The organism is Kordiimonas sp. (genome assembly GCF_965216265.1).
GTDB lineage: Bacteria > Pseudomonadota > Alphaproteobacteria > Sphingomonadales > Kordiimonadaceae > Kordiimonas.
The window spans coordinates 420,293-442,476 of the sequence record NZ_OZ244153.1; the positions used below are offsets into that span (position 1 = coordinate 420,293).

The following is a 22,184-nucleotide window of genomic DNA, read 5'->3' on the forward strand; positions in this document are numbered from 1 at the left end:
CTCCGGTCAGCCCCGCACGACATCGTCTTACAAAAACTGTCTGAGGTGCGCAGCACTCTCAATGAGCGAGCGTTTCCTGTCCTCCAGCGAGCCTTCATAGTCGCTGTCTTCCACTTCAATACAGAATGCGCCATCGTACCCCGCAGCCTTGAGGCCGGAGACATATTTGCCCCAATCGATATCCCCCCGCCCCGGGATACGCGGGTCATGATAAGAAAGCGGTGTTGCCATTGTGCCCACCTCATCCAGGCGTGTACGGTCCAGCTTCACGTCCTTGGCGTGGGCATGGAAAAAGCGCGGCATGAACTCGCCAAGCGGCTTTATGTAATCCATCTGCATCCACACAAAATGCGACGGGTCGTAGTTCAGGCCAAAATAGGGTGTACTGAACTCTTCAAACATGCGCCGCCAGATGGCCGGGCTATAGGCGAGGTTTTTGCCTGCTGGCCATTCGTCATCGGTGAAATACATGGCGCAGTTCTCAATCCCGATACGGACCTTGCGAGCCTCGGCATAGGCCAGGATATCGCCCCATACCTCCCTGAAACGCGGCCAGTTTGCATCCACCGACTTGGTCCAGTCATTACCAACAAAGGTGGTTACAAGGTTGATGCCCAGAAGCACGGACGCATCAATCACTTTCTTGATGTGGTTGATATAAACCGCTGCTTCATCCAGATCAGGGGTCAGTGGGTTCGGGTAATATCCAAGCGCGCTGATCTCAACGCCTTTCGCCGCGCAATAAGCCTTCACGTGCGCGGCATCACCCTCTGTAAAGTCAGCCACATCAAGGTGCGTTACACCCGCATATTTGCGTTCTGCCTTGCCTTTTGGCCAGCACATGATCTCCACACACTCGAACTTCTGCTCGGCGGCAAAATCGATTACCTCCTCAAAGGAGAGGCCGTCCAGAATGGCGCTTTGAAACCCAAATTTCATGCAATAGTCCTTAACACTAAACAGTTACCCAGCGTTCTAGCTGGTGGCTTTTTAGAATTGCTTCACAAAGCAGGATTTCCCTGTGCCCTTCATCGAAGGTCGGGAATGATGGCCGGGCAGAAAAATCACCCGCCGCGATATAGTCATAGAAGGCGCGGAAACACTGTTTGAACGTATCCGGGTATCCTTCCGCATGGCCGCCGGGGTAGCTTGCAACCGCTGCGGCGCTGGGCGCCATCAGGGTCGGGTCCTTGATCAGGATGTTATTCGCCTCGTCACGCTTGCCAACCCAAAGCTCATTGGGGCGCTGCCCGTCCCAGGTCACTGACTTCTCAGCGCCGTAAATTTCGTACCGCAGGGCGTTTTTTTGCCCTGCCGCAACTTGAGACACATAAAGGCTGGCTTTCACGCCACCTTTGAAACGCAGGAGAATGCTGGCGTAATCTTCCGTATCGATCGCCACATCTTCGCCGGCCTCATCCACTTTTTTGGAAAAGGTAACGCTGCCCCCCACCGGGCGCTTCCTTGTGGGGTAAACGGTCGACATGTCGGCAAATACTGCCTCAATTTCAAGCCCCGTGATGGTGCTGAGCATATCCATCCAGTGTGTGCCAATGTCCGCCACCACACGAAGGGGGCCGCCAATGTCCGAATGCAGGCGCCAGTTATAGTCGCTTTCATGCAGCAGCCAGTCCTGAATATAACAGCCGTTAATGTGGAAAAGCCGACCAAGATCGCCACCTTCCACCATCGCCCTGGCCTGCATGTTAAGCGGATAATAGCGCAAGTTATAACAGACACCCGCGGCGAGGGATTTCCCCTTCGCCACCTCCACCAGCTCTGCGGACTGCATGCTGTCCATCGCCAGCGGCTTTTCGCACATCACGTGTTTGCCTGCGATCAGCGCAGCCTTGGCGTAGGCATAATGGAAGGCGTTTGGCACACAGATATGCACTGCGTCTGCGGCAGCATCAGATAACACATCGTCAAAGTCTTTATAGGCACGACCAATACCAAGCGTTTCTGCCGCCTCACGAGACTTCGCCTCAGTGCTGCCAAGAATGCCCGCAATGCCCACGCCCAGCCTCCTCAGCGCCTCAACATGGGTTACACCCATAAAACCTGTTCCGATGATTGCTACCTGCACGCCCTACCCCTGCGTCTGAACACATATTGACTACGGTGGATCAATTCTCTTAATCAATTTTGTAACCGGTTACATTTTCACTTGTCAAGCGTTTGTAGATCGCTGTAGGCTCACATTCGGGAAGCTGGCCAGTTTATAGAATTGGCCGTGTGGCGTATACCCCCCGGGGAAACGTCGCCTTATCGTCTTGGGGAGGACACAAGTCATGACAGCACGCATCTATTCGCAGCTCAGCCTGATGATGTTTCTTCAGTTTTTTATCTGGGGTGCGTGGTTCGTCACCCTCGGCACCTATCTGGCAGGCATTGGCTTTAGTGGCACGCAAATCGGCACTGCTTATCTCACCAACAACATCGGCGCCATTGTCGCACCCTTTCTGGTTGGCTTGATCGCCGACCGTTTTTTCGCTGCTGAAAAGGTGATGGGTATCCTGCACATTGCTGGCGCTGTTGTGCTATATTTTGTGTCTGACCTCACGTCTGCGGGCGCTATTATCACTGGGCTCCTCCTCTATAACATCTGCTACATGCCTACGCTTGCACTGGTAAACACGGTATCGTTTAATGTAATGGACACGCCGGACAGTGAGTTCCCCCGTGTCCGCGTTTGGGGCACCCTGGGCTGGATATGCGCGGGGCTCAGCATCTCTTTTCTGCTCTCGGGCTTTACCACTAACGTCGAGGCTTCCACTTACCCCATGTGCATGGCAGCCGGGGCGTCGCTCCTTCTGGGACTGTTCAGCTTTTTCCTGCCGCACACACCACCCAAAATGACCAAGGAGAAGCCAACGCTGGGCGAAATTCTCGGGGCTGACGCTTTGGGTATGCTCAAAGACCGCTCGTTTGCGATCTTCGCGCTGTGCTCACTCCTTATCTCCATCCCGCTCGCATTCTATTATGCCTTCACCAATCTGTATCTGAATGACATGGGCATTGCTGACGCTGCGGCGAAAATGAGCCTCGGGCAGATGTCTGAAGTGGCATTTATGGTTCTGATGCCCTTTTTCTTCCGCCGCCTTGGTGTGAAATGGATGCTGCTGGTTGGCATGCTGGCGTGGGCCGCGCGGTACGCCTTTTTTGCAAGTGGTGACGCGGACGACCTGATCTGGATGATCTACGGCGGCATTCTGCTGCACGGCGTGTGTTATGACTTCTTCTTTGTGACCGGGCAGGTTTATGTGGACCAGAAGGCCCCCAAGGCCAACCGCGCCAGCGCACAAGGCTTCATTGCCCTTCTAACATATGGCGTTGGGCTCGCCATTGGCTCTACCCTTGCAGGCATGACGGTTGAAGCCATGACGGTAGACGGTGTGCGCCACTGGGCCAATATCTGGTGGGTGCCTTGTGTGTTTGCCGGTGCTGTTGCCGTGATGTTCTCGCTACTCTTCAAAGACGAGCGCGGCAACACCAATGAGCCAACCGCCGCTCTAACAGATTGAAAATAAGATATCCTTCAATATAGTTGGCGAAACTTCCAAGGGGCAGGCATGACCAACATCCGAGCGGTATCAAAACTGGCCGGCGTATCTGTAGCAACCGTATCGCGGGCGCTACAGAAGCCAGACATGGTCTCCGATGCCACACGCGAGAAGGTGAAAAAAGCGGTAGAGGAAGCGGGTTACAAGCCCAACATGATGGCGCGCAACTTTCGCTCAAAGAAGTCTTTCTCGATCATGGTGCTTGTGCCTGATGTCTCCAACCCGTTTTTTGGCCGTGTTATCAGCGCTATCCAGCATGAAGCGAGAGCGCGAAAACATAATGTGATCCTTGGCAATACCATGGGCAAGATTGATCTCGAGCGTGAGCTTGCACACCTGCTGCTCACCAACCAAACCGATGGTATCATCCAGCTCAGCTCCAGATACCCCTTAAGCGATGAAGACCGTGCCGCCGCCAAGTCGCAGCCCATAGTTAACTGTTGTGAGTGTGTTGATGATGACAGCATGCCAACGATCCAACTGGACAACAGCGGCGCCGCGAAGGCGATGACAGAACATCTGCTTGAGCTAGGCCACAAACGCATTGGCGTGATCGCGGGGCCGGAAGCCAGCCCCCTCACCACTGCTCGCCTTGAAGGGCACATGGCCGCCCTCAAGGCACACAGAATCAGCGCGGATCAAAGCTTGATCATGGCAGGTGACTATTCTCTTGCGTCTGGTAAAGCGGCGGCTGAAAGCCTGCTCGCGCTGACCACACGGCCATGCGCCATTTTCTGCTGTAATGACGAGATGGCCATCGGCGCGCTGCACGCCATCAGAGAAGCCGGGCTCAAGGTGCCGGAAGATATTTCCGTCACCGGATTTGATGATCTTGAATTCGCGAGCTACACCAGCCCGGCGCTGACAACTGTGGCCCAACCCTCAGCCGCCTTTGGCGCGCACGCCATTAGCACGCTGTTTGACATCATGGCTGGCCTCAAGACACAGGAACGCCACCTTGTGCTCCCTTATGAGCTTATCATCCGCGGCAGCACAGGCCCTGCCCCACGCCCGAACTAGCAGGGAAACCTCATGGCCAAACTGCCTGACAAACGAGACTACGACCAGCGTGAGTTTAAAACCGCGTTTGCCGCACGGGTGTATCTGATCAGTGACGAAGACATAGCTTTCCTGTTTGAGCGTGCCGTACCGGGCGGCGACAGCACCCCATCGCGCGACTATGCGCCAGACCCGCTGGGCCTCGCGTATCCCAACCAGTGGCGGCTGCCCGCTTTCAGCCTCAACCGCCCTCTGACCGAAGATGAAGAGGCAATGGAGGTAGCGTGGGACATAGCCTACAAGAAAACCTGTATCACGGAAGCCAGCTACTACCATGAAACTCTGCTGGTGCCGTCGGTTAAAGCAACAGACGAGCACCCTATCCTTTCGTGGGTAGAATTACGCGCCCGTTGTTATGTGGCCTGGCGGCCGGATGAACTTCCTCTCAAACCGGCACCGGGAATTGAGCGCCGTTTTTTCACCATGGATGAGCTTATGAGCGACGCCCACAACGTTAGCAGTCACAGCCGCTATGTTTTCCTGCGTCTCAACGAATTTATGTCCCTGCACGGCAGCTATATCTACTGACTGGAGGAAACCAGTTGAAGCTCGTCTGTCGGCACATCCCATGGCAGGTGATTTTCTTCAAGCACCACAAGGTTCTTGCTCGCGATCAGGTCTGGCAGCGCGGCAGAATAGCCCAGAAGCTCCGCCGTGCCCGCTTCCGGGTGACGCGCCAGCAAAAGTGCTTCATCTGAAGAGAAGTTGGTCAAACCCCGCGCAATCTCGACATCGTTTTCATCATAAACGTGCAGGATATCGCCCTTCTGGAAATGTCCGTGGACAGAGATAATATCCGCGTGCGTGATAGGCCCGCCGTTCGCAACCAGCTCATCAGCCGCCTTTTGGTTCATGGTCATGCTGCCAGCCACCTGCAGGCGGTTCGTGAGCCACACTTTCCAGGCTGATGCCGGTGTACCAAACGCCACACATTTTGTATGCCGACGCTCGTTCCCAAGCACAGAAAGCAGTGGCCTCTCCATAATACCTTCAGCAATGATGGTATTACAGCCTGCATGCTGCGCCATGTTGGCAGCTTGCAGCTTGGTCAGCATACCACCGCTTCCAAGCGCGCTTGTGCCCTCTGTCACCGATAGATATTCACTTACGTCCTCAAGCTTCTCGATAAACTTGGCGTCCGGTGCTGAAGGCGGCTTGTCATAAAGCCCGTCAATACTGGTCAGAATAATCAGATGATCCGCCTGGATCATTTGCGCGACCTTCGCGGCCAGCCTGTCGTTATCACCCACACGCAACTCTTGGGTTGTAACCGTGTCGTTCTCGTTCACGATCGGCATGATCGAATGATCAAAGAGCCGCTCGATCGTGTTTTTCGTGTTGATGAAACGGCGGCGCTCTTCCATGTCGCCAATAGTGACAAGGATCTGGGCGATATCGAACCCAAATTCATGCGCCACATTCCTGTAGGCGTTAAGCAGCAACAGCTGCCCGCACGCTGCAGCAGCCTGTTTGTCTAGAAGGCCCGCGTCCTCCGGCGTTTTACCTACCGTGTTGAGACCAAGCGCAACCGCCCCGGATGACATGAGCACCACATCATACCCTTCAGATTTCAACTGCGCGATATCGCTCATCAATCCGTGCATGAAGGCGTAGCGCAGCGTGAGCTGCTTGCTGTGCGCCAGAAGGCTGGATCCGATTTTAACGACGATACGTTTTTGGCTACTCAACTTTAATCTCCTTGAAGATTTTTGCCGACGTTTCGCTTGGGCGTATCCCTGCGCTTCTCGCCAGCGGCGCCCTTTTAGCGCAATAATATTACTTTGACCACAATTAATTATACGGCCTCTAAGCATCGATAGTTCATAGTCATGAAGCGCACACACAAGCATGTATGCGCCATAACCCGGGAAACTAAAGCCATATACTGGCATAAATTTTCCATAAGGAATTTCTTCTGTCACAGCTTTTTAATTTGTATTCTAAATATATTTCACCTATATGAACCGCGACCCAAAGGCAGGCACTTCCCGCTGGAAGATACGCTGCGCAGGCGCTAGAAATAAGCGACGGGTGATACCAACAAGGACCAGAACGGAGATGACAGCGAAGATGAATATTCTGATGATTGGGTGCGGTAAAATGGGCGGTGCAATGCTGCGCCGCTGGTGTGATGCTTGCGGCCACAGCTTTGCAGTGGTTGATCCTGCAATGCCCGACCTGCCCCCGGCGGTCCGCGTTGAAAGCGAGCTATCAGCCCTCAGCTCCCAGGTATTTGATATGATCATCGTCGCCATCAAGCCGCAGATGATTGAAAGCGTGCTGCCAGACTATAAAGGCAGCCTGAAAAACGGCGGTGTAGTCGTCTCAATCGCGGCAGGCTTCGCGCTCAGAAACTTCAGCAAAATCCTTGGCGACGTGCCGCTTGTCCGCGTGATGCCAAACCTGCCTGCCCTGATCGGCCTCGGCGCCACCGGGCTTTACGCCAACGCGCTATGCTCACACGGGCAGAAAAACACGGTTGAAGAGCTGATGGAAGCCGTTGGACGTGCCTTCTGGGTCAACTCTGAAGACGAGCTTGATAAGGTAACTGCCGTCTCCGGCAGCGGCCCTGGATATGTCTTCCAGATTATTGAGAGCTATATTGCCGCAGCAGAGGACCTTGGCTTCAAGGCTGATGAAGCGCGCGCACTGGTGCTACAAACCATTCTGGGTGCCACGGAGATGGCCAACCGCTCAAGCGAGGCTATCAGCGCGCTGAGGGAATCTGTCACCAGCAAAAACGGCACCACAGAGGCTGGCCTTAACGCGCTGAACGGCGACGGAGCCCTTGATACGCTGATGAAGCAGACAACCGACGCGGCTTACAAGCGCGCGATTGAGCTGCAGTAAGCGCCGGCTTAACCCCCTAGTACCCCCTATGATGAGAGGAGCAGGATCGGTGACGATCATGACTGACGAAATCAAAGACTATATTCATGGCCTAGGCAAAAACGCTGCAAATGCAGCAAAAGTGCTGGCCGTGGCTGATGAAGCCACTAAGAACACTGCACTTAACGCAGCAGCCAAAGCGTTGCGCGAAAGCAAAGACGCAATCCTTGAAGCCAACAAGAAGGACGTGTCTTATGCCAAACAGGCCGGTAAAAACGACGCGTTCATCGACCGCCTAATGCTGGACGCAAGCCGTATTGACGGCATGGCCGATGCGGTTGAGGCTATCGCCACACTGCCTGACCCAGTGGGGCGCAAACTCGCCACGTTCGACCGGCCCAACGGGCTCAAAATCGAACGCGTCGCTGTTCCCATCGGGGTTATCGGCATGGTGTTTGAAAGCCGCCCCAATGTTGGCGCCGACGCAGGCTCCCTGTGCCTGAAATCCGGTAACGCCATTATTCTGCGTGGCGGCTCAGACAGTCACCATTCAACCAAGGCTATTGTTGCCTGCATGAAAGCGGGGCTCAAAGCTGCGGGCTTGCCGGAAGATGCGATCCAGTCGGTCGAAACCAAAGACCGGTCTGCCGTCAAGCACCTGCTAAAATGCGCCGAGTATGTTGACCTCGTGATCCCGCGCGGCGGCAAAGGACTGGTGAAGCTTGTCACCCAGGAAGCGGAAGTGCCAACGCTTCAGCATCTGGACGGCAACTGCCACACCTATATCCACAAGGACGCAGACCTCGAGAAGGCCACTGCTATTGTGAAAAACGCAAAACTGCGCCGCACTGGCATTTGCGGGGCTACGGAAAGCCTTGTAATCGACCGGGAGATCGCGGAACAAGCTATCCCCATGCTGCTTGATGCCATGCCTGATTGTGAGTTCCGTGGTGACAGCGATGCCGTGCTTATTGATGAGCGTGTTAAGGTCGCCTCCGATGAAGATTGGGGCACCGAATACCTTGACGCCATTATCTCTGTAAAACTGGTGGACGGGCTGGAAGATGCGCTCACGCATGTAGACAAACACTCATCCTACCACACCGACGCTATTGTTACCGAAAACGCGGTCGCCGCTGAGGCTTTCCTCAACACAATCGATTCCGCTGTGGTGATGCACAATGCTTCCACCCAGTTCTCGGATGGTGGGGAATTTGGCATGGGCGCCGAAATTGGCATTGCTACAGGCAAAATCCACGCACGCGGCCCTGTGGGCCTGGAGCAGCTTACCACGTTCAAATATAAAGTATTTGGCAATGGACAGGTTCGCGCCTAGCGTGGCCGCTAGTGAGGTGGTTTTTAAATTCCCTTCATTCTTGGGGACGGGCATCTGGGAACTTAAAATCCTTAAACCTCACTAGAACAAACAACTTAGTATCGTTTAGAATCTGAAGTTCGAAAATTGCCTGCCCCAAATAATGATGCGAACTTCAGATTCACAATACTAGACCAGACACAAACTCGGTACAGAAACTAGGGGACAACACCATATGCATATCGCAACCATGATCTCTCTCGGGGCGTATTTTGTCCTGATGATGGCGATCGGCTATTATGCCTACAAAAAATCGACCAGTGACGTGTCCGGCTATATGCTTGGCGGAAGGCAACTGCACCCTGCTGTTGCATCGCTTTCTGCTGGCGCGTCGGACATGAGCGGCTGGATGCTGATGGGCCTGCCGGGTGCGGTTTTTGTTGCCGGTTTTTCTGCTGCCTGGATTGCTGTCGGCCTTTTGATCGGAGCGTATTTCAACTATCTGCTCGTGGCCCCTCGCCTGCGGGTTTATACCGAGGTCGCTGATGACGCCATCACGATCCCGGATTATTTCGAGAAACGCTTCAAGGATAACTCTCACTTCCTTCGTGTGCTCTCGTCTGTTGTCATCATTATCTTCTTCACGCTCTATACGTCTGCGGGCGTTGTCTCTGGCGGCAAGCTCTTTGAGGCATCGTTTGGCCTCAGCTACGAGGTTGGGCTTTTTGCCACAGCTGGTGTGGTGGTTGCCTATACGCTGTTTGGCGGTTTCCTTGCTGTTAGCCTTACCGACTTCGTGCAGGGGTGCATTATGTTTGTCGCCCTTGTAATGGTGCCCATCGTGGTGCTGTTTGACCTTGGCGGTGTTGGCGGCATGACACGGCAACTGGATACGGTTGACCCGGAGCTGATGAATATCATGAGCGGGCTTACCTTCGCCGGGCTAATCTCCAGCCTCGCATGGGGGCTTGGATACTTCGGCCAGCCCCACATCATTGTGCGCTTCATGGCCATCCGCAACCTCGGGGACGTTAAAACCGCACGCCATATCGGCATGAGCTGGATGCTAGTCACCGTTATTGGCGCTGTGGGTACGGGCCTCGCAGGCCTCGCATATGTTACCGCGGGCGGGCACGATATCGGTGACCCGGAAACAATTTTCATCTTCCTCTCGGAAGTGTTGTTCCATCCGGCTATCTCAGGCTTCCTGCTGGCGGCTATTCTGGCGGCCATCATGAGCACGATCTCGAGCCAGCTTCTGGTATCGTCAAGCTCGCTCACGGAAGATTTCTACAAAACCTTCCTGCGCAAGGAAGCCAGCCAAAGCGAGCTGGTGCTTGTTGGTCGCGCATCTGTCTTTGCGGTGTCCCTTGTGGCTATCGCACTCGCGTTTGACCGTTCCAGCACCATCCTCACGCTGGTCAGCAATGCATGGGCTGGCTTTGGCGCGGCTTTTGGGCCGATCATTCTCCTGAGCCTGCATTGGCGCCGCATGACCCGCGCTGGTGCAATTGCCGGCATGGTCACGGGTGCTGTTACGGTGCTGTTCTGGATCTATGCGCCGATAGAGATCGCAGGCGCACGGCTTTCCGCTCATGTATATGAAATGCTGCCTGGCTTTATCCTCGCTCTTGCTGCTGCGGTCGTGGTTAGCCTGCGCACGAAGCCACATTCCAGTGAGATGGATGAAGGTTTCACAGCCATGGAAAAAGCCATGGTGGAACGCGCCGATCAATTGGGCTAAAGCCTGATAGGTTTAAGGCAGATGACGTAGCGGGAATAGCTTAAATGCTTACGTCATCTGCCTTTCTTACCCTTACGGGCAAGTCGTAACTGGCTCTTCAGGCAAATCAAGCCTGATATTCGCGAGCGTAATATCTGCGGTTCCCTGCGCTTCAAACCTGAACGGCTCGGTGATAGCATCAAAGATGTCACCTTCTTCAGCGAGGCACGCAAGCGGTAGCTTGACAGTCTGCCACCCCTGCCCTTCAAGTTGGTTTACAGTGGCTGAAATATCATATTGGCGGGTACAATCTTCACCACATGTTAGGATGATGTTTGTGCCTTCATCCTCCACCGTGCGGGCATTGATATCAAACTCAAGAACCGCGCCAGCGCTTAAATGCCCGGACCAGTCAATCGCCGGCCCTGCTGCAATCACAAGGCTTGCCGGTGCAGATGTCATCCATTCGGTGCGCACAGCGTCACCCTGGATGTCTTTGTCCACCACGCTGACTTTCGCGATACCGCTTGGCAGTGCCGCATAAGCGCCGCTCAGCTGGGCTGAGGTGCGATCGTCCTGCAATAGGAACATCCACGGCGCAAGTGTGCGCCCCGCGCTATATAGTTCAACGTCACCAAGCGCTTCAGATGCCACACCTTCAACATCTTCTGGCAGTTCTTTGAGGACAGACCCACCATTTGCATATGTCAAGCCATAGCCAAACGCAAACAACGGGTCATAACCATCGTGATGCAGGTTAAGAACATCCTGAAGCGGCGTTTTAGGCCATGAAAAAGAAAGCTTGCCCTTGAAGTCATGCTTCACACTGCCGTCTGCGCCTGCAAGCAACACATCCGCAACACCGCCACCTTCTGTGCCCGGCAGCCATGCGGCTACAAATGCGTCAGAGGCGTTCAGCTCCGGGTTCACCCACAAGGGCCGCCCTGAAAGGAAAACGGTGACCACCGGCACACCGGCATCCTTGAGTTTTTTGATCAGCGCGAGGCTTTTCTTCGCTCCCGGTTCAAACTCCAGCGTATCCAGATCGCCCTGCCCTTCGGCATAAGGGTCCTCACCCACCACCACGATGGCGACGTCTGGTTTTTCGTCAAAACTACCGTCCACAGACAGCACAGTTTTGCCGCCTGCCTCTGTGACCGCTTTTTCAAGGCCGCTAAAAATTGAGCTGCCGCCCGGGAAATCGCTGTTCACATTGCCCGTGCCCTGCCAGCTGATGGTCCAGCCGCCGGTTTGCTTGCCGATATTGTCTGCGCCGTCGCCCGCAACAAGAATGGTTTGTCTGGGCTTGAGCGGCAGCAGGCCACCGTTATTTTTAAGCAGCACCAGGCTTTCACGCACAGCTTGACGGGCCACGGCGCGGTGCTCTGCCCGGCCGATAATATCATCCTGCCCCGCAACGCCGCGCGCCGACGGCATGCCTTTTTCAAACAGCCCCGCCCGCACCTTGACCCTGAGAATGCGCGATACCGCGTCGTCAAGGCGGCTCATGGGAATAACACCCGATTTCACCTGCTCCAGCGTATTCGCATAAAGCTCTTTCCACTCCTCAATCGTCATGAAGAGGTCGAGGCCCGCGTTCACAGCTGTTGGGCACGATGCATTGGTGCAACCCGGCACCTGCCCGTGGCCGTTCCAGTCACCCACGATCAAACCGTCAAAGCCCATACGGTCCTTGAGCACATTGGTGAGCATATATTTATTGCCGTGCATCTTGGCACCATTCCATGACGAGAAGCTCGCCATCGCGGCCTGTACCCCGGCCTCCAGCGCGCTTTCATAGCCCGCGCCATGCACGGTGCGCAGCTCTTCTTCCGACACCTTCGTGTTGCCCTGGTCGTCACCAGCCTCGGTGCCGCCGTCACCCACAAAATGTTTGGCCGTGGCGACAACATGGTTCACGTCCAGAAACTCAGGCGTGCCCGGTGTGCCCTGAAGGCCAAGGATCATTTCTTCCGCGTAGGCCTTCACAATAGAGGGATCTTCCGAATAGCTCTCGTAAGCCCGGCCCCAACGGTCGTTTTGCGCCACGGCAATGGTGGGCGCGAAGGTCCAGTCAATGCCGGTAGCCCGCATCTCCAGCGCCGTTACTTCACCAATCTTGCGGATAAGCGCGGGGTTATGCATGGCACCAAGGCCGATATTATGCGGGAAAATGGTCGCACCAATCACATTGTTGTGGCCATGCACCGCATCGCTGCCCCAGATGATGGGCACCGCAGTGCCGCCATCTGCCGTATCTGTGGACGCTTTATAGAAGCTATCAGCCAGCGCAAGCCATTCGCCCGGCGTGGCGTGTTTGTTCCGGTTTGGCAATGAGCCGCCGCCATTGAGAACAGATCCAACGTGGTATTTCCGAATATCCTCGGGCGTCACATACTGAATTTCGACCTGCATAATCTGGCCGACTTTTTCCTCGACGCTCATGCGCTCAAGAATGGCCCGAACCTGCGCCTCCTCAGCCGCATTCGCTTGCACCCGGCTTTCCACCTTAGGCCAGATGGTTACATCTTCTGCCCAAAGCGGTGACACAGAGAGTGAAAGCGCAACACCAGCCAACATGCTGGCACCGGTGAGAACCTTCTTGGCGTAGGTAAAGCGAGGACGCAAAAACATGAAAATCTCCAGCAAACCTTGTCAGGCCACCCGGTGTTACCTCACCAACATACGGCCTTTGTATTGGCAGCACCTTCCCCAGCACCACCTCGTTTCCCGGAGATATTGCCCCAATAAGACAGCGCTGTCATGTCAGAATTTGAAAAATTGTCATAATTCGCCATAAATATATGACAGCGCAGTCATAAAAACCAAGTTTTACAATGAAATTTCCCGATGTGGAGGCCGAACAGGTGAGGTAAAATCACGCGAGAGCTGCTCGCCTGAAGTCCTATCGGTTACGGATATCGGCCACGGAATCGCGCACACAAATCTCAAACGGGTGTACCGAACTCATTTCATGGCCTTCTTCATCCACGCCCTCGCCCATGATCATTTCAAAAGCTGCTGCGGCCATCCCCTCCACCGGCTGGCGCACGGTGGTCAGTGCAGGCGAAATGGTGGTGGCGATTGCGTCATCATCGAAACCCGCAACTGAAAGCTCATTGGGCACGTCAACGCCCCGCTCCCGCGCGACAGCCAATAGCCCGGCGGCCATCTCGTCATTTGAGGCAAACACCGCGGTTGGCCGGTCTTCAAGGTCAAGAAGCGCATTCGCGGCAGCCCTGCCACTCGCGTAGGAGAACATGCCTGCCACCATATAGTCGTGCTGCACCCGAAGGCCGCCCGCCTGCATGGCACGCACATAACCGCGTTCACGGTCAAGCGAACAGGCGTGGTTTGGGTCACCCTTCACGAAAGCGATTTTCTTGTGCCCCATGGAGATCAGATATTCTGTCATCTCGAACGCAGCCTGAAATTCGTCAATCGCCACCTTGCCCATGTCATCGGCCGGTACGCCCGGGCCGATACGTGCGGTTGGCACACCGCTTGTGCGCAAGGCGTTCAGCACAACCGTGTCGTCACAAATGGGCGGCGACAGCACAACGCCGTCAAACTTGATGCTGTTAAGCACCTGCCGAAGTTTGGCTTCATTGCCGCGTTCTTTCAGCACTTCAACCACCAGGTGGTAGCCTGCGGCTTCACACTGGTTCAAAATGCTGCGCAATACCTTGGAGATATAGTCCCCGCTCGGGTCATCAACAAAAAGCCCGAATATGTGGGATTTGGCGCCTGCAAGCCCACGGGCCTGCAGCGATGGCCTGAAGTTCAGTTCGTCCGCCACCGCAAGGATTTTATCGCGCTTGTCTTTGCTGACATATTTTTCGTTATTGAAAACGCGGGAGACAGTCTTCATCGAAACACCAGCAAGGCGTGCCACATCGCTCATGGTCGCGTTTTTTGGTTTGATATAGGCCATTTTTGCTCCCGATCCGACACATACCCCCACGCATCAGATATGCATCTATCCGCATATGTGTTTATAGTACAAGGAGATTGCGATTGTCACGCGAACATGATAGCGCTGTCACGATTGCCAATATGACCTTCGTTTAAGAGACGGACCATTTTATGCAGAAAAGCGGTGCAACAGTCTCACGGTGGCCAACATTTCTGGGCTACGGGTCGGGAGATTTTGCGCTCAACCTCTTTTGGCAAGGCACGGGTTTTTATCTCTTTTATTTCCTCACCAATGTCAGCGGGCTTTCGGGCACCGTTGTGGGCACCATCTTCCTTATCGCCAGCCTTTGGGATGCCGTGTCCGACCCCATGATGGGCTATATTGCTGACCGCACCAAAAGCCGCTGGGGGCCCTACAGGCCCTATCTTCTGTTTGGCTGTTTGCCGCTTTCAGCCTCGTTTGTGCTGATGTTCACACCCGTATCGTTCGAAAGCGAGCTTGCGCTGATCCTTTACGCCATTTTTGTGCTCATGCTGTTTCGCACGGCTTACACCGTGGTTTCCATCCCCTACTCTGCGCTCGGCGCGCGCGTAACCCGCAATTTTGATGGCCGTACCCGGTTGGCTGGCATTCGCATGTATTTTGGGTTTCTGGGCGGCGTGTGTGTCAGCTTCACCGCCAAAACACTGCAGGAAAGCTATGGTGACGCGGCAGCCTTCAGCTCCATGGCCATGATCGCGGGGGTGATTGCCGTTGTTGTGCTGCTGGTGTGTTTCAAGACCTCACACGAAAGCGCAAACCCGATCAACACACAGGAAACACCGACAAGCGCGCGGGAGAGCATCCGCGCCATCATGCGGAACAAGCCGTTTTTCCTGGTGGTGGGCGGCATCAGCCTTGTCACCATTGCCACCAGCACGGTTGGCCAAACCATGCTGTATTATTTTGAAAGCCATATCGGGGACCGATCCTCCGGCAACACAGCCATCATCATCATGAGCGCAGCCCCGCTTGTCACCATACCATTGTGGTCTGCACTCACGCTGCGGGTGGGCAAGAAAAATGCCTGGATTCTGGGCAGCATTATCGGCGCTCTCGGCCTTGGCATGTTGTATTTTGCAGCCATGAACGCGCTTTATTTCGCCTATCTCGGCACCATTGTCACCGTCGTTGGCCTCAGCGCCTATGCGGTAATTTTCTGGAGCGTGCTGCCAGACACCATTGAATTTGGCCATTACCTCAGTGGTATCAAAAGCGAATCTTTCCTGATCGGCATCGCCTCCAGCTTCCAGAAAGTTTCCATCGGCGTTTCGGCTTTTGTCATCGGCATCCTGCTTGATCAAACCGGCTATAACGCCAGCCTGCCCGCATCACAGGAAACGGCAGATGGTATCCGCGATATCTTTACGCTTATTCCCATTGGGGCGCTTCTCGCATCTGCTGCGTTGATGATTTTCTACCCCATCACCGCCAAATCCCACGCGGATCTGGTGAGCAAACTGCAAGATCGCCTGAAATAACCAACCCTATGGAGGCCCTTATGCGTACCATCACCGCTTTCTTCCTCGCCGCTTTCAGCGTGCCCGCAATTGCAGGCGAAGCCATGACCCTTGTGTGGCAGGATGATTTTGATGGCATTTTGGATAAGCGCTCATGGCATGTGGTGGAAGGCAACGGCTGCCCGGACCATTGCGGTTTTGGCAATAATGAGCTGCAGACCTACAAGGGCCACGCCCGCAACCTGCGCACCGAAGACGGCATGCTGATTATTGAGGCCCATAAGGCGGGAGAAGGCTTCACCTCAGCCAAGATCACCACGCAACCGCTTGGGGGCTGGAAATACGGCAAAATATCCATGCGCGCCAAACTGCCAAACGGCGTAGGCACATGGCCTGCTTTCTGGATGATGCCTATGACCAACACCTACGGCAGCTGGCCCAAGTCTGGCGAGATCGATATCATGGAGCATGTTGGTTACAACCAAGACCATGTGCACGGCACCATCCACACCGAGGCCTACAACCACCGCATTGGCACCCAAAAAGGCGGCGAAACGCTGGTTGAGACAGCCTCAACCGAGTTTCATACTTACGCCGTTGAGTGGGACGCGGCAGGCATGAAATGGTTTATCGACGGTGCTGAGTTTTACGCATTTGCCCGTGAAGACGGCTCGACCTCTGCCGAATGGCCTTTCGACCAGCCTTTTTATGCCATCCTCAATTTGGCTGTAGGCGGTGATTGGGGCGGCGCAGAAGGTGTTGATGAAGCCGCCTTCCCTGCCCGATATGAGATTGACTGGGTTAAGGTTTGGCAAGCGCCGGAATAGGCGATTAAGGGGCGGGAATGGGCCCTCAGGCTATTTTTGGCTGGACTATTCACAATCAACCGCCCAAACACCATTTAGCAGTAACAGCAGTTAAGCGTTGAGGTCCCATGCGGCAGCACGGCAAAAACATGAACATATATAGCGGCAAGGCCTTCCGGCTTTTTGCCGCCTTGCTGTGCATGTTGTTTACTGCGCCGGTCAGCCACGCGCAGACTGCCTTCGCGGGTGAAGCAACGCTCAATGCTGTTACTGGCCCCGCCAATGAGGTGATAGAGGCGGCTAACGTCACTAGCCAGTTCATCCCGCAGAAGGCTCAACCCGACAACACCCGTGACGGTGACGACCGTGAGCTTTGCGGTTTGGCGCCTTCCTTTGATATACATCAGCAATTCGTTGCCAGCCTTCGCGCCATAGCGCCAGAAAATCTGGCTACCCTTCCAGCAAGCTCACAGCAAAGCGCTAACGGCACACGCGCACCTCCTTCCCTTCGCAAAATATCAGTTAAGGCCCGCCCGGCACCTTGTGTGCGGACGGCCTAATTTTCCACCTCAGTACATTTGCAAAGGGAAAACACATGTTTTCATCCCGTACCCCCATGGCGTGCGCGCACAGCGCTACCCGCCTTTACTATAACAGCAAACGTAAAAGCATCCGCGGAGGTCAGCTATGAACAAGCTGAGAAAGCTGAAAAAACTGCGGCTATCACCCACACTGGGCGCACTGGCAGTAACGCTTTTTCTGGGCAGCGAAGTGGGCGTGGCCTTTTACTTCATTAGTCTGATTGCTGGCAGCGGTCCGCTCAGACTGGTGGCCTACGCAGGTGCACTGCTGGCCACGCTGTGGTTTTGTGTGGCCTTCTTCTGGCGCACCTATGTGCTTGAACTGAAGCTTCACGCCCGTGAACGCAGGAAAGCACAACATGGCAACACAGTTGTTGCCTAAGGCTTATTGAAAATATAGTCCCGCATGATCATGGTGGCCTGGTTGGCATAAAGCGGCCATTCAAGGTAGTTGCCTTGTGTCATCACAACGATCACCTCTTCATGCGGGAAGATATTGATATACTGGCCACCGTCACCATCGGCCGAAATATACGGCCTGCCGTCAAGCTCCCGCAGCCACGTAAGGTAACCATAATCCCCTGCATCTGAGCCGCAGTGCTTCCGGGTCATGGCGTCAAGCCACGCTGGGGGCACAACCTGCTCACCCTCATATTTGCCACCGCTCATCATCATCGCACCAATTTTGAGCATATCATTCGGCGTGAGGTGCAGCCGGGCGGACCCTTCCGGTGTGCCCGTTGGTTGGCGGTGCCATGTATAATTTGTGATACCAAGCGGGCCAAAGAAGCGCTCATTCGCCCATGTACCGAGCGGCTGCGCCAGCTGATGCTCGAGCGTGCGCAACAGCAGGTTCGGCACGGCGCTATTGTAAACCCACGGGGCCTCTGGCCCCAGGTTCGTCCTTTTGAGCAGAAATTTGCCAAAATCGTCGGTTTTCCATACCTCTCGCAGGTCATCGCCTGTCCATTCATCCCACTGGAACCCTGTCTGCATGGTGAGCAGGTGCTTGAGCGTCAGGTAGCCTGCATCCTGCTGCAGAAGCGGCTTCAGCTCAGGTGGCAACAAGGGCTCCAGGCGCGCATCCACGCTGAGCTTAAGCTCTTCAAGCGCGATACCGGTCAGTAGGGCTGTCACCGTTTTGGTAACCGACGCCATATAATGCTGGCGGTTCGCATGCCACTGAACGTCGCCTTCACCCCGTATGCGCTTGATACCGCCTTTAAAGTCGATCCAGTCGTCATTGCCTTTGAAGTAACGTTCGAACGCCACCTCACCGCCCTGATACACCAGAAGACTATGGATCTGCTTGAATTTGCCAGCGTCAATATCCGCCGTGAGCAAAACCATCCGTTCATCAAATGTGGGATGAGGCCCTTCATCAGCCCAAGCCGCTGCACTGCACGCCACCAGCAGGCCTATACCTATTGCGCGGCTAAGCCGCCCAATTGTGCCCAAGCTGGTCACATCGCCGCCGCTTTGCAGTAGCGCTCTATATATTGCTGGTGGGTTGGCAGGCTTGAGGCCGCGCGTTCCACATTGGTTTTGACGTGGTCGAGGAAGCGCGCAAGCTCTTCTTCGCTCATCACATCAGCCACCGGGTGATGCCCTTCCGGCATGATGCCCTGCCCGAGCATCACCTGTGTCCAACTGTTCTCGGCGAACAATTCGTCTGACATTTTGAACACACGGCCAGTTTCCCTGAACAGGTCGATGCGGTGTTGCAGGCTATCGGGGATATCCATACCGGCACATTGGCGCCAGAACGGCGTGTCGCGCCGGTCTGTCACATGGTAGTGCAGGATGATAAAATCGCGCACACCGTCGGTCTCGAACTTGGTTTGCGCGTTAAACTCGTCAATGTCCGACTGTTTGACGCCGTCAGACGGGAACATGCGCATCAGCCGCAGGATACCACGCTGGATGAGATGGATGCTGGTGGATTCAAGAGGTTCGATAAAACCGCTCGCGAGGCCAAGCGAGACCACGTTCCTGTTCCAGTGCTTGCGCCGTGTGCCGGTGCGGAACTTGAGCACGCGCGGGTCTACAAGCGGTTTGCCTTCAATGTTGTCCATCAGTGTTTTGATGGCATCATCATCCGACTGGTAGCGGCTGCAGAACACAAGGCCGTTGCCTGTCCGGTGCTGTAGCGGGATACGCCACTGCCAGCCGCTATCGTGGGCGATAGACCGGGTGTAAGGTATCGGCTCAGACACGGATTCCGTTTGCACCGCAATCGCGCTATCGCACGGCAGCCAGTGGGTCCAATCCTCATAGCCGGTGTGCAGGGTTTCCTCAATCAGAAGCCCGCGAAAGCCTGAGCAGTCAACAAACAGGTCGCCCTCAACAACCCTGCCGTCATCAAGGGTCAGGGCTGTGACATAACCGCTTTCCCCGTTCTGGGTGACATCAACGATCTTGCCTTCTATGCGCTTGGCACCGTGCGCTTCCGCCATGGTGCGCAGAAACTTTGCATAAAGGCTGGCATCCAGATGATAGGCGTAGTTCAAGCCATTCTCGTTGAGGTGCGCAAAACGGCCCTTTTGCGCAGCGCTTAACTCGAGGCAATATTCGCCGTAATCGCTCGCGCAGCCCACATCCAGCCCCCGCCGCCAGAAATGCTGGAAGCCTGCCGTCCAGTGATCCTTGCCGGTGATGCCAAAGGCGTGGATGTAGCTGTGGTTTTTCTCTTTCCAGTTTTCAAACTCGATGCCGAGCTTGAAGGTGGCCTGGGTTGCGGCCATAAATTCGCGCTCGTTGATACCGAGCAGCCGGTTATAGGTCAGGAGCGTGGGGATAGTCGCTTCACCAACACCAACGGTGCCAATCACGTCAGATTCAACAAGCTGAATGTCAACAGCCTTGCCAAGCACCTTTGCCATGGCCGCCGCAGCCATCCAGCCCGCCGTGCCGCCACCCGCAATCACTACCCGGTTGATTTTATTCATATTTTCCACCCGAAACACACCCTTCTCACCCAATTTTCCTGCGCCACACCCGCGCCACACTTTTAGTCACACTTTTGCCTACACTGTGGCGTGTTTCGCCACACTAAGAAGGCACCTACCTGTTCAAACGGTTTAACAAATAAGCTCGCAAGCGCCGCGCCATCATATCGGTGATCGGGCCCAAAACACCGCGCCGCTCAGCCGGGATATGCGCGACTTTTTCTTCCGTATTTTCAAACACATAATGATTAAACAGGTTTTGCCATATCTTCTTCTGCTCAGGCGGCAAATCTCGCACCGCAAGGATGGCGAGGTTTAGCGCATTCACTGGTGGGCCCATAAAGGCCGGCGACTGTCGCCACCAATAGTTCACCAAAACATTAAATGAATCCAATGCCTTAACCTGATGCCACCACATGCTGGGGATAAAAATTGCGTCCCCCGGCTCGAGGTCTGCGACCTGTGCGGCCTTCAGCGCTTCCCTGAATTTCGGGTACTTATCAAAATCGGGCTTGTCCAAATCCACGAGGCTCACGGGTTGGCCCGCTGGTGTCAGGTCGATTGGCCCGACATAGAGGTTCTCAAGCTGCTCCGGCGGGAACAGTGTAAATTCGCGGCGCCCAACCGTTACGCAAGCGATATTATCGGCCAGATCATAGTGCGCGGCGATGGTGGTTTTGTTGCCGATCCAGATACTGGCGAGCGGCTCCCGCGCGCCCAAGAAGATATCATTCTCCGCCCTGAAAGTGGGCAGGCAATCTTCAATCGTTGTGGAAGCGATATATAAAAGTGGCGGTTTTTCATCCGCGCTATGTTCTTGTATTTTATTGAGAAAAAAGTCTAGCGATGCTTGGCGGCTCTCAAAATTCAAGCCAGACAGATCGTCGTTATAAAATGGTCGACCCTTTGTTTCAGGCCCGCCATGGCACACAACTAGAGGGGCATCGTTATAGCGCTTTGTCAGATATTCCTGCGCTGCCGAGGGTGATTTTTTTCCTGCCTGCACAAAAGGCCAGCTGGCAGCGAGCCCCCTGAAAACAACGGGCTGTTGTCCACACAGGATGTCATCGCTCAGGTCAGCTTCCGACGCGTTAGCAATGTCCCTGATCCGAGTGAGCCCTGAGCGCATTCTACAGTCTCCGGTTCTTTCGCTCGATCAGGTCGCGGAAGTTCGAGAGCGACGCTACCGCCATGAAAAGCGGCTGCAAAAAACCCTTTTTGTTCAAGGAACTAAGATCATCACCACCAAGAGCGTAGAGCTTTTCCTCATTCACTGTGTAGAAGCCCGTTAGCCGGCTTTTGCTGCCGTCATTCAACTCTATATCAAGCGCAAATGGCTCCAGAAGGCCAAGCGCATCCACCGCCTGATAAAATGCGGCACTTGTAGAAGCGCCGATATGCACCTGCTCCAGAATTCCCGCAATATATTCAAGGTAAGGTGTATTACCGCCATGTGGCAAAAAGACCGGATGGCCTTCTGTATCGCTCACGCGCGGGTTTTTCAGATCTACATGAATAACCTGCTCCGGCTCTTCGCCGGGACGGCGCTGTGTGCCGATCAGGAACGGCTGCATCTCAAGCACCATCGGCATGTAATGAGCGTTCCATCCTTTATCCGTGAGGAACAGGTTTTCACCCCGTTCAAACCCCAAAAGGACAGTTGCCTGAAAGGTCCCGGTGTCCACATCCTTTTGAAAAAGAACAGGATAATGGGCCTGCAGGTTTCTAAACTCATTGGGGAACGCGACACAGCTCATAATGGCATCACCCAGCGCGACTGAGCGGTCAGTGATAACCCGCAGGTCTTTATGGTCGATATTGTTCAACAAAACATGCTGCGTCATTCATTCTCTCTTTCACACGTCACTCAGCCAAAAAGCTCAGGCACCCTGCCCTGATGCTACGACCGAGTACCTCCCAAAAACAAGAGGCCGCTAATTAAAGT

At 54.8% G+C, this 22,184-nt stretch carries 19 protein-coding genes; 9 read left to right on the forward strand and 10 right to left on the reverse strand.

From position 1 onward, the window contains the following. Positions 1 to 27 precede the first annotated feature (27 nt). The gene (locus ACOOGA_RS01945; protein ID WP_417461115.1) at positions 28 to 939 is read right to left on the reverse strand and encodes a sugar phosphate isomerase/epimerase family protein; all 912 of its coding nucleotides are present in this window, start codon (positions 937 to 939) and stop codon (positions 28 to 30) included. Between the two features lie 16 nt (positions 940 to 955). Further along, on the reverse strand, positions 956 to 2,086 hold the full coding sequence (locus ACOOGA_RS01950; protein WP_417461116.1) for a Gfo/Idh/MocA family protein: 1,131 nt from the start codon (positions 2,084 to 2,086) through the stop codon (positions 956 to 958). Positions 2,087 to 2,291: 205 nt separating this feature from the next. Here ACOOGA_RS01950 and ACOOGA_RS01955 point away from each other — a divergent pair, with 205 nt between their 5' ends. The 3 genes from ACOOGA_RS01955 to ACOOGA_RS01965 are packed head-to-tail and all read left to right on the forward strand — an operon-like array spanning position 2,292 to position 5,150. After that, the gene (locus ACOOGA_RS01955; RefSeq protein ID WP_417461117.1) at positions 2,292 to 3,524 is read left to right on the forward strand and encodes a nucleoside permease; all 1,233 of its coding nucleotides are present in this window, start codon (positions 2,292 to 2,294) and stop codon (positions 3,522 to 3,524) included. 48 nt (positions 3,525 to 3,572) lie between these two features. Further along, complete coding sequence (locus ACOOGA_RS01960) at positions 3,573 to 4,583, forward strand: LacI family DNA-binding transcriptional regulator (protein WP_417461118.1); 1,011 nt, start codon at positions 3,573 to 3,575, stop codon at positions 4,581 to 4,583. 12 nt (positions 4,584 to 4,595) lie between these two features. Further along, positions 4,596 to 5,150 (forward strand): hypothetical protein, encoded by a 555-nt coding sequence (locus ACOOGA_RS01965; protein WP_417461119.1) that lies wholly within the window; start codon positions 4,596 to 4,598, stop codon positions 5,148 to 5,150. On the opposite strand, the gene proB is transcribed toward ACOOGA_RS01965, so the two are convergent. Then, positions 5,144 to 6,310 (reverse strand): glutamate 5-kinase, encoded by a 1,167-nt coding sequence (gene proB, locus ACOOGA_RS01970; protein WP_417461120.1) that lies wholly within the window; start codon positions 6,308 to 6,310, stop codon positions 5,144 to 5,146. The two genes, ACOOGA_RS01965 and proB, sit on opposite strands and share 7 nt — an antisense overlap. Before the next feature lie 370 nt (positions 6,311 to 6,680). Here proB and proC point away from each other — a divergent pair, with 370 nt between their 5' ends. The 3 genes from proC (at position 6,681) to putP (ending at position 10,510) form a co-directional block, all read left to right on the forward strand. Then, entirely contained in the window at positions 6,681 to 7,472 is a 792-nt protein-coding gene (gene proC, locus ACOOGA_RS01975; RefSeq protein WP_417461121.1) for a pyrroline-5-carboxylate reductase, read from the forward strand. Between the two features lie 58 nt (positions 7,473 to 7,530). Beyond that, the gene (locus tag ACOOGA_RS01980; RefSeq protein WP_417461122.1) at positions 7,531 to 8,787 is read left to right on the forward strand and encodes a glutamate-5-semialdehyde dehydrogenase; all 1,257 of its coding nucleotides are present in this window, start codon (positions 7,531 to 7,533) and stop codon (positions 8,785 to 8,787) included. Between the two features lie 214 nt (positions 8,788 to 9,001). Continuing rightward, on the forward strand, positions 9,002 to 10,510 hold the full coding sequence (gene putP, locus ACOOGA_RS01985) for a sodium/proline symporter PutP (RefSeq protein WP_417461123.1): 1,509 nt from the start codon (positions 9,002 to 9,004) through the stop codon (positions 10,508 to 10,510). Positions 10,511 to 10,582: 72 nt separating this feature from the next. Here putP and ACOOGA_RS01990 read toward each other — a convergent pair whose 3' ends face one another. After that, positions 10,583 to 13,123 carry a glycoside hydrolase family 3 N-terminal domain-containing protein gene (locus tag ACOOGA_RS01990; protein WP_417461124.1) on the reverse strand — a complete coding sequence of 847 codons (2,541 nt, stop codon included), beginning with the start codon at positions 13,121 to 13,123 and terminating at the stop codon, positions 10,583 to 10,585. A gap of 271 nt (positions 13,124 to 13,394) precedes the next feature. Beyond that, complete coding sequence (locus ACOOGA_RS01995) at positions 13,395 to 14,423, reverse strand: LacI family DNA-binding transcriptional regulator (RefSeq protein ID WP_420429345.1); 1,029 nt, start codon at positions 14,421 to 14,423, stop codon at positions 13,395 to 13,397. A gap of 152 nt (positions 14,424 to 14,575) precedes the next feature. On the opposite strand from ACOOGA_RS01995, the gene ACOOGA_RS02000 reads away from it, so the two are divergent. Both ACOOGA_RS02000 and ACOOGA_RS02005 read left to right on the forward strand, forming a co-directional pair. Continuing rightward, entirely contained in the window at positions 14,576 to 15,925 is a 1,350-nt protein-coding gene (locus ACOOGA_RS02000; protein WP_417461126.1) for an MFS transporter, read from the forward strand. A 20-nt stretch (positions 15,926 to 15,945) separates the two neighbouring features. Then, positions 15,946 to 16,731, forward strand: a complete 786-nt coding sequence (locus tag ACOOGA_RS02005) for a glycoside hydrolase family 16 protein (protein ID WP_420429347.1) — start codon at positions 15,946 to 15,948, stop codon at positions 16,729 to 16,731. 74 nt (positions 16,732 to 16,805) lie between these two features. Here the strand turns inward: ACOOGA_RS02005 and ACOOGA_RS02010 are convergent, their stop codons facing one another. Further along, entirely contained in the window at positions 16,806 to 17,114 is a 309-nt protein-coding gene (locus ACOOGA_RS02010; protein ID WP_417461128.1) for a hypothetical protein, read from the reverse strand. A 283-nt stretch (positions 17,115 to 17,397) separates the two neighbouring features. Between ACOOGA_RS02010 and ACOOGA_RS02015 the strand changes: the two genes are divergently transcribed. Further along, positions 17,398 to 17,673 (forward strand): hypothetical protein, encoded by a 276-nt coding sequence (locus ACOOGA_RS02015; protein ID WP_420429349.1) that lies wholly within the window; start codon positions 17,398 to 17,400, stop codon positions 17,671 to 17,673. On the opposite strand, the gene ACOOGA_RS02020 is transcribed toward ACOOGA_RS02015, so the two are convergent. The 4 genes from ACOOGA_RS02020 to ACOOGA_RS02035 all read right to left on the reverse strand — a co-directional run bounded on the left by ACOOGA_RS02020 (position 17,670) and on the right by ACOOGA_RS02035 (position 22,083). Then, complete coding sequence (locus ACOOGA_RS02020) at positions 17,670 to 18,758, reverse strand: serine hydrolase domain-containing protein (protein ID WP_420429351.1); 1,089 nt, start codon at positions 18,756 to 18,758, stop codon at positions 17,670 to 17,672. The two genes, ACOOGA_RS02015 and ACOOGA_RS02020, sit on opposite strands and share 4 nt — an antisense overlap. Further along, positions 18,755 to 20,239 carry a tryptophan halogenase family protein gene (locus ACOOGA_RS02025; protein WP_420429353.1) on the reverse strand — a complete coding sequence of 495 codons (1,485 nt, stop codon included), beginning with the start codon at positions 20,237 to 20,239 and terminating at the stop codon, positions 18,755 to 18,757. The genes ACOOGA_RS02020 and ACOOGA_RS02025 overlap by 4 nt, the downstream gene beginning before the upstream one ends. Positions 20,240 to 20,354: 115 nt before the next feature. Then, positions 20,355 to 21,368 (reverse strand): cupin-like domain-containing protein, encoded by a 1,014-nt coding sequence (locus ACOOGA_RS02030; RefSeq protein ID WP_420429355.1) that lies wholly within the window; start codon positions 21,366 to 21,368, stop codon positions 20,355 to 20,357. A 1-nt stretch (position 21,369) separates the two neighbouring features. Next, on the reverse strand, positions 21,370 to 22,083 hold the full coding sequence (locus tag ACOOGA_RS02035; RefSeq protein WP_417461133.1) for a SapC family protein: 714 nt from the start codon (positions 22,081 to 22,083) through the stop codon (positions 21,370 to 21,372). Positions 22,084 to 22,184 lie beyond the last annotated feature (101 nt).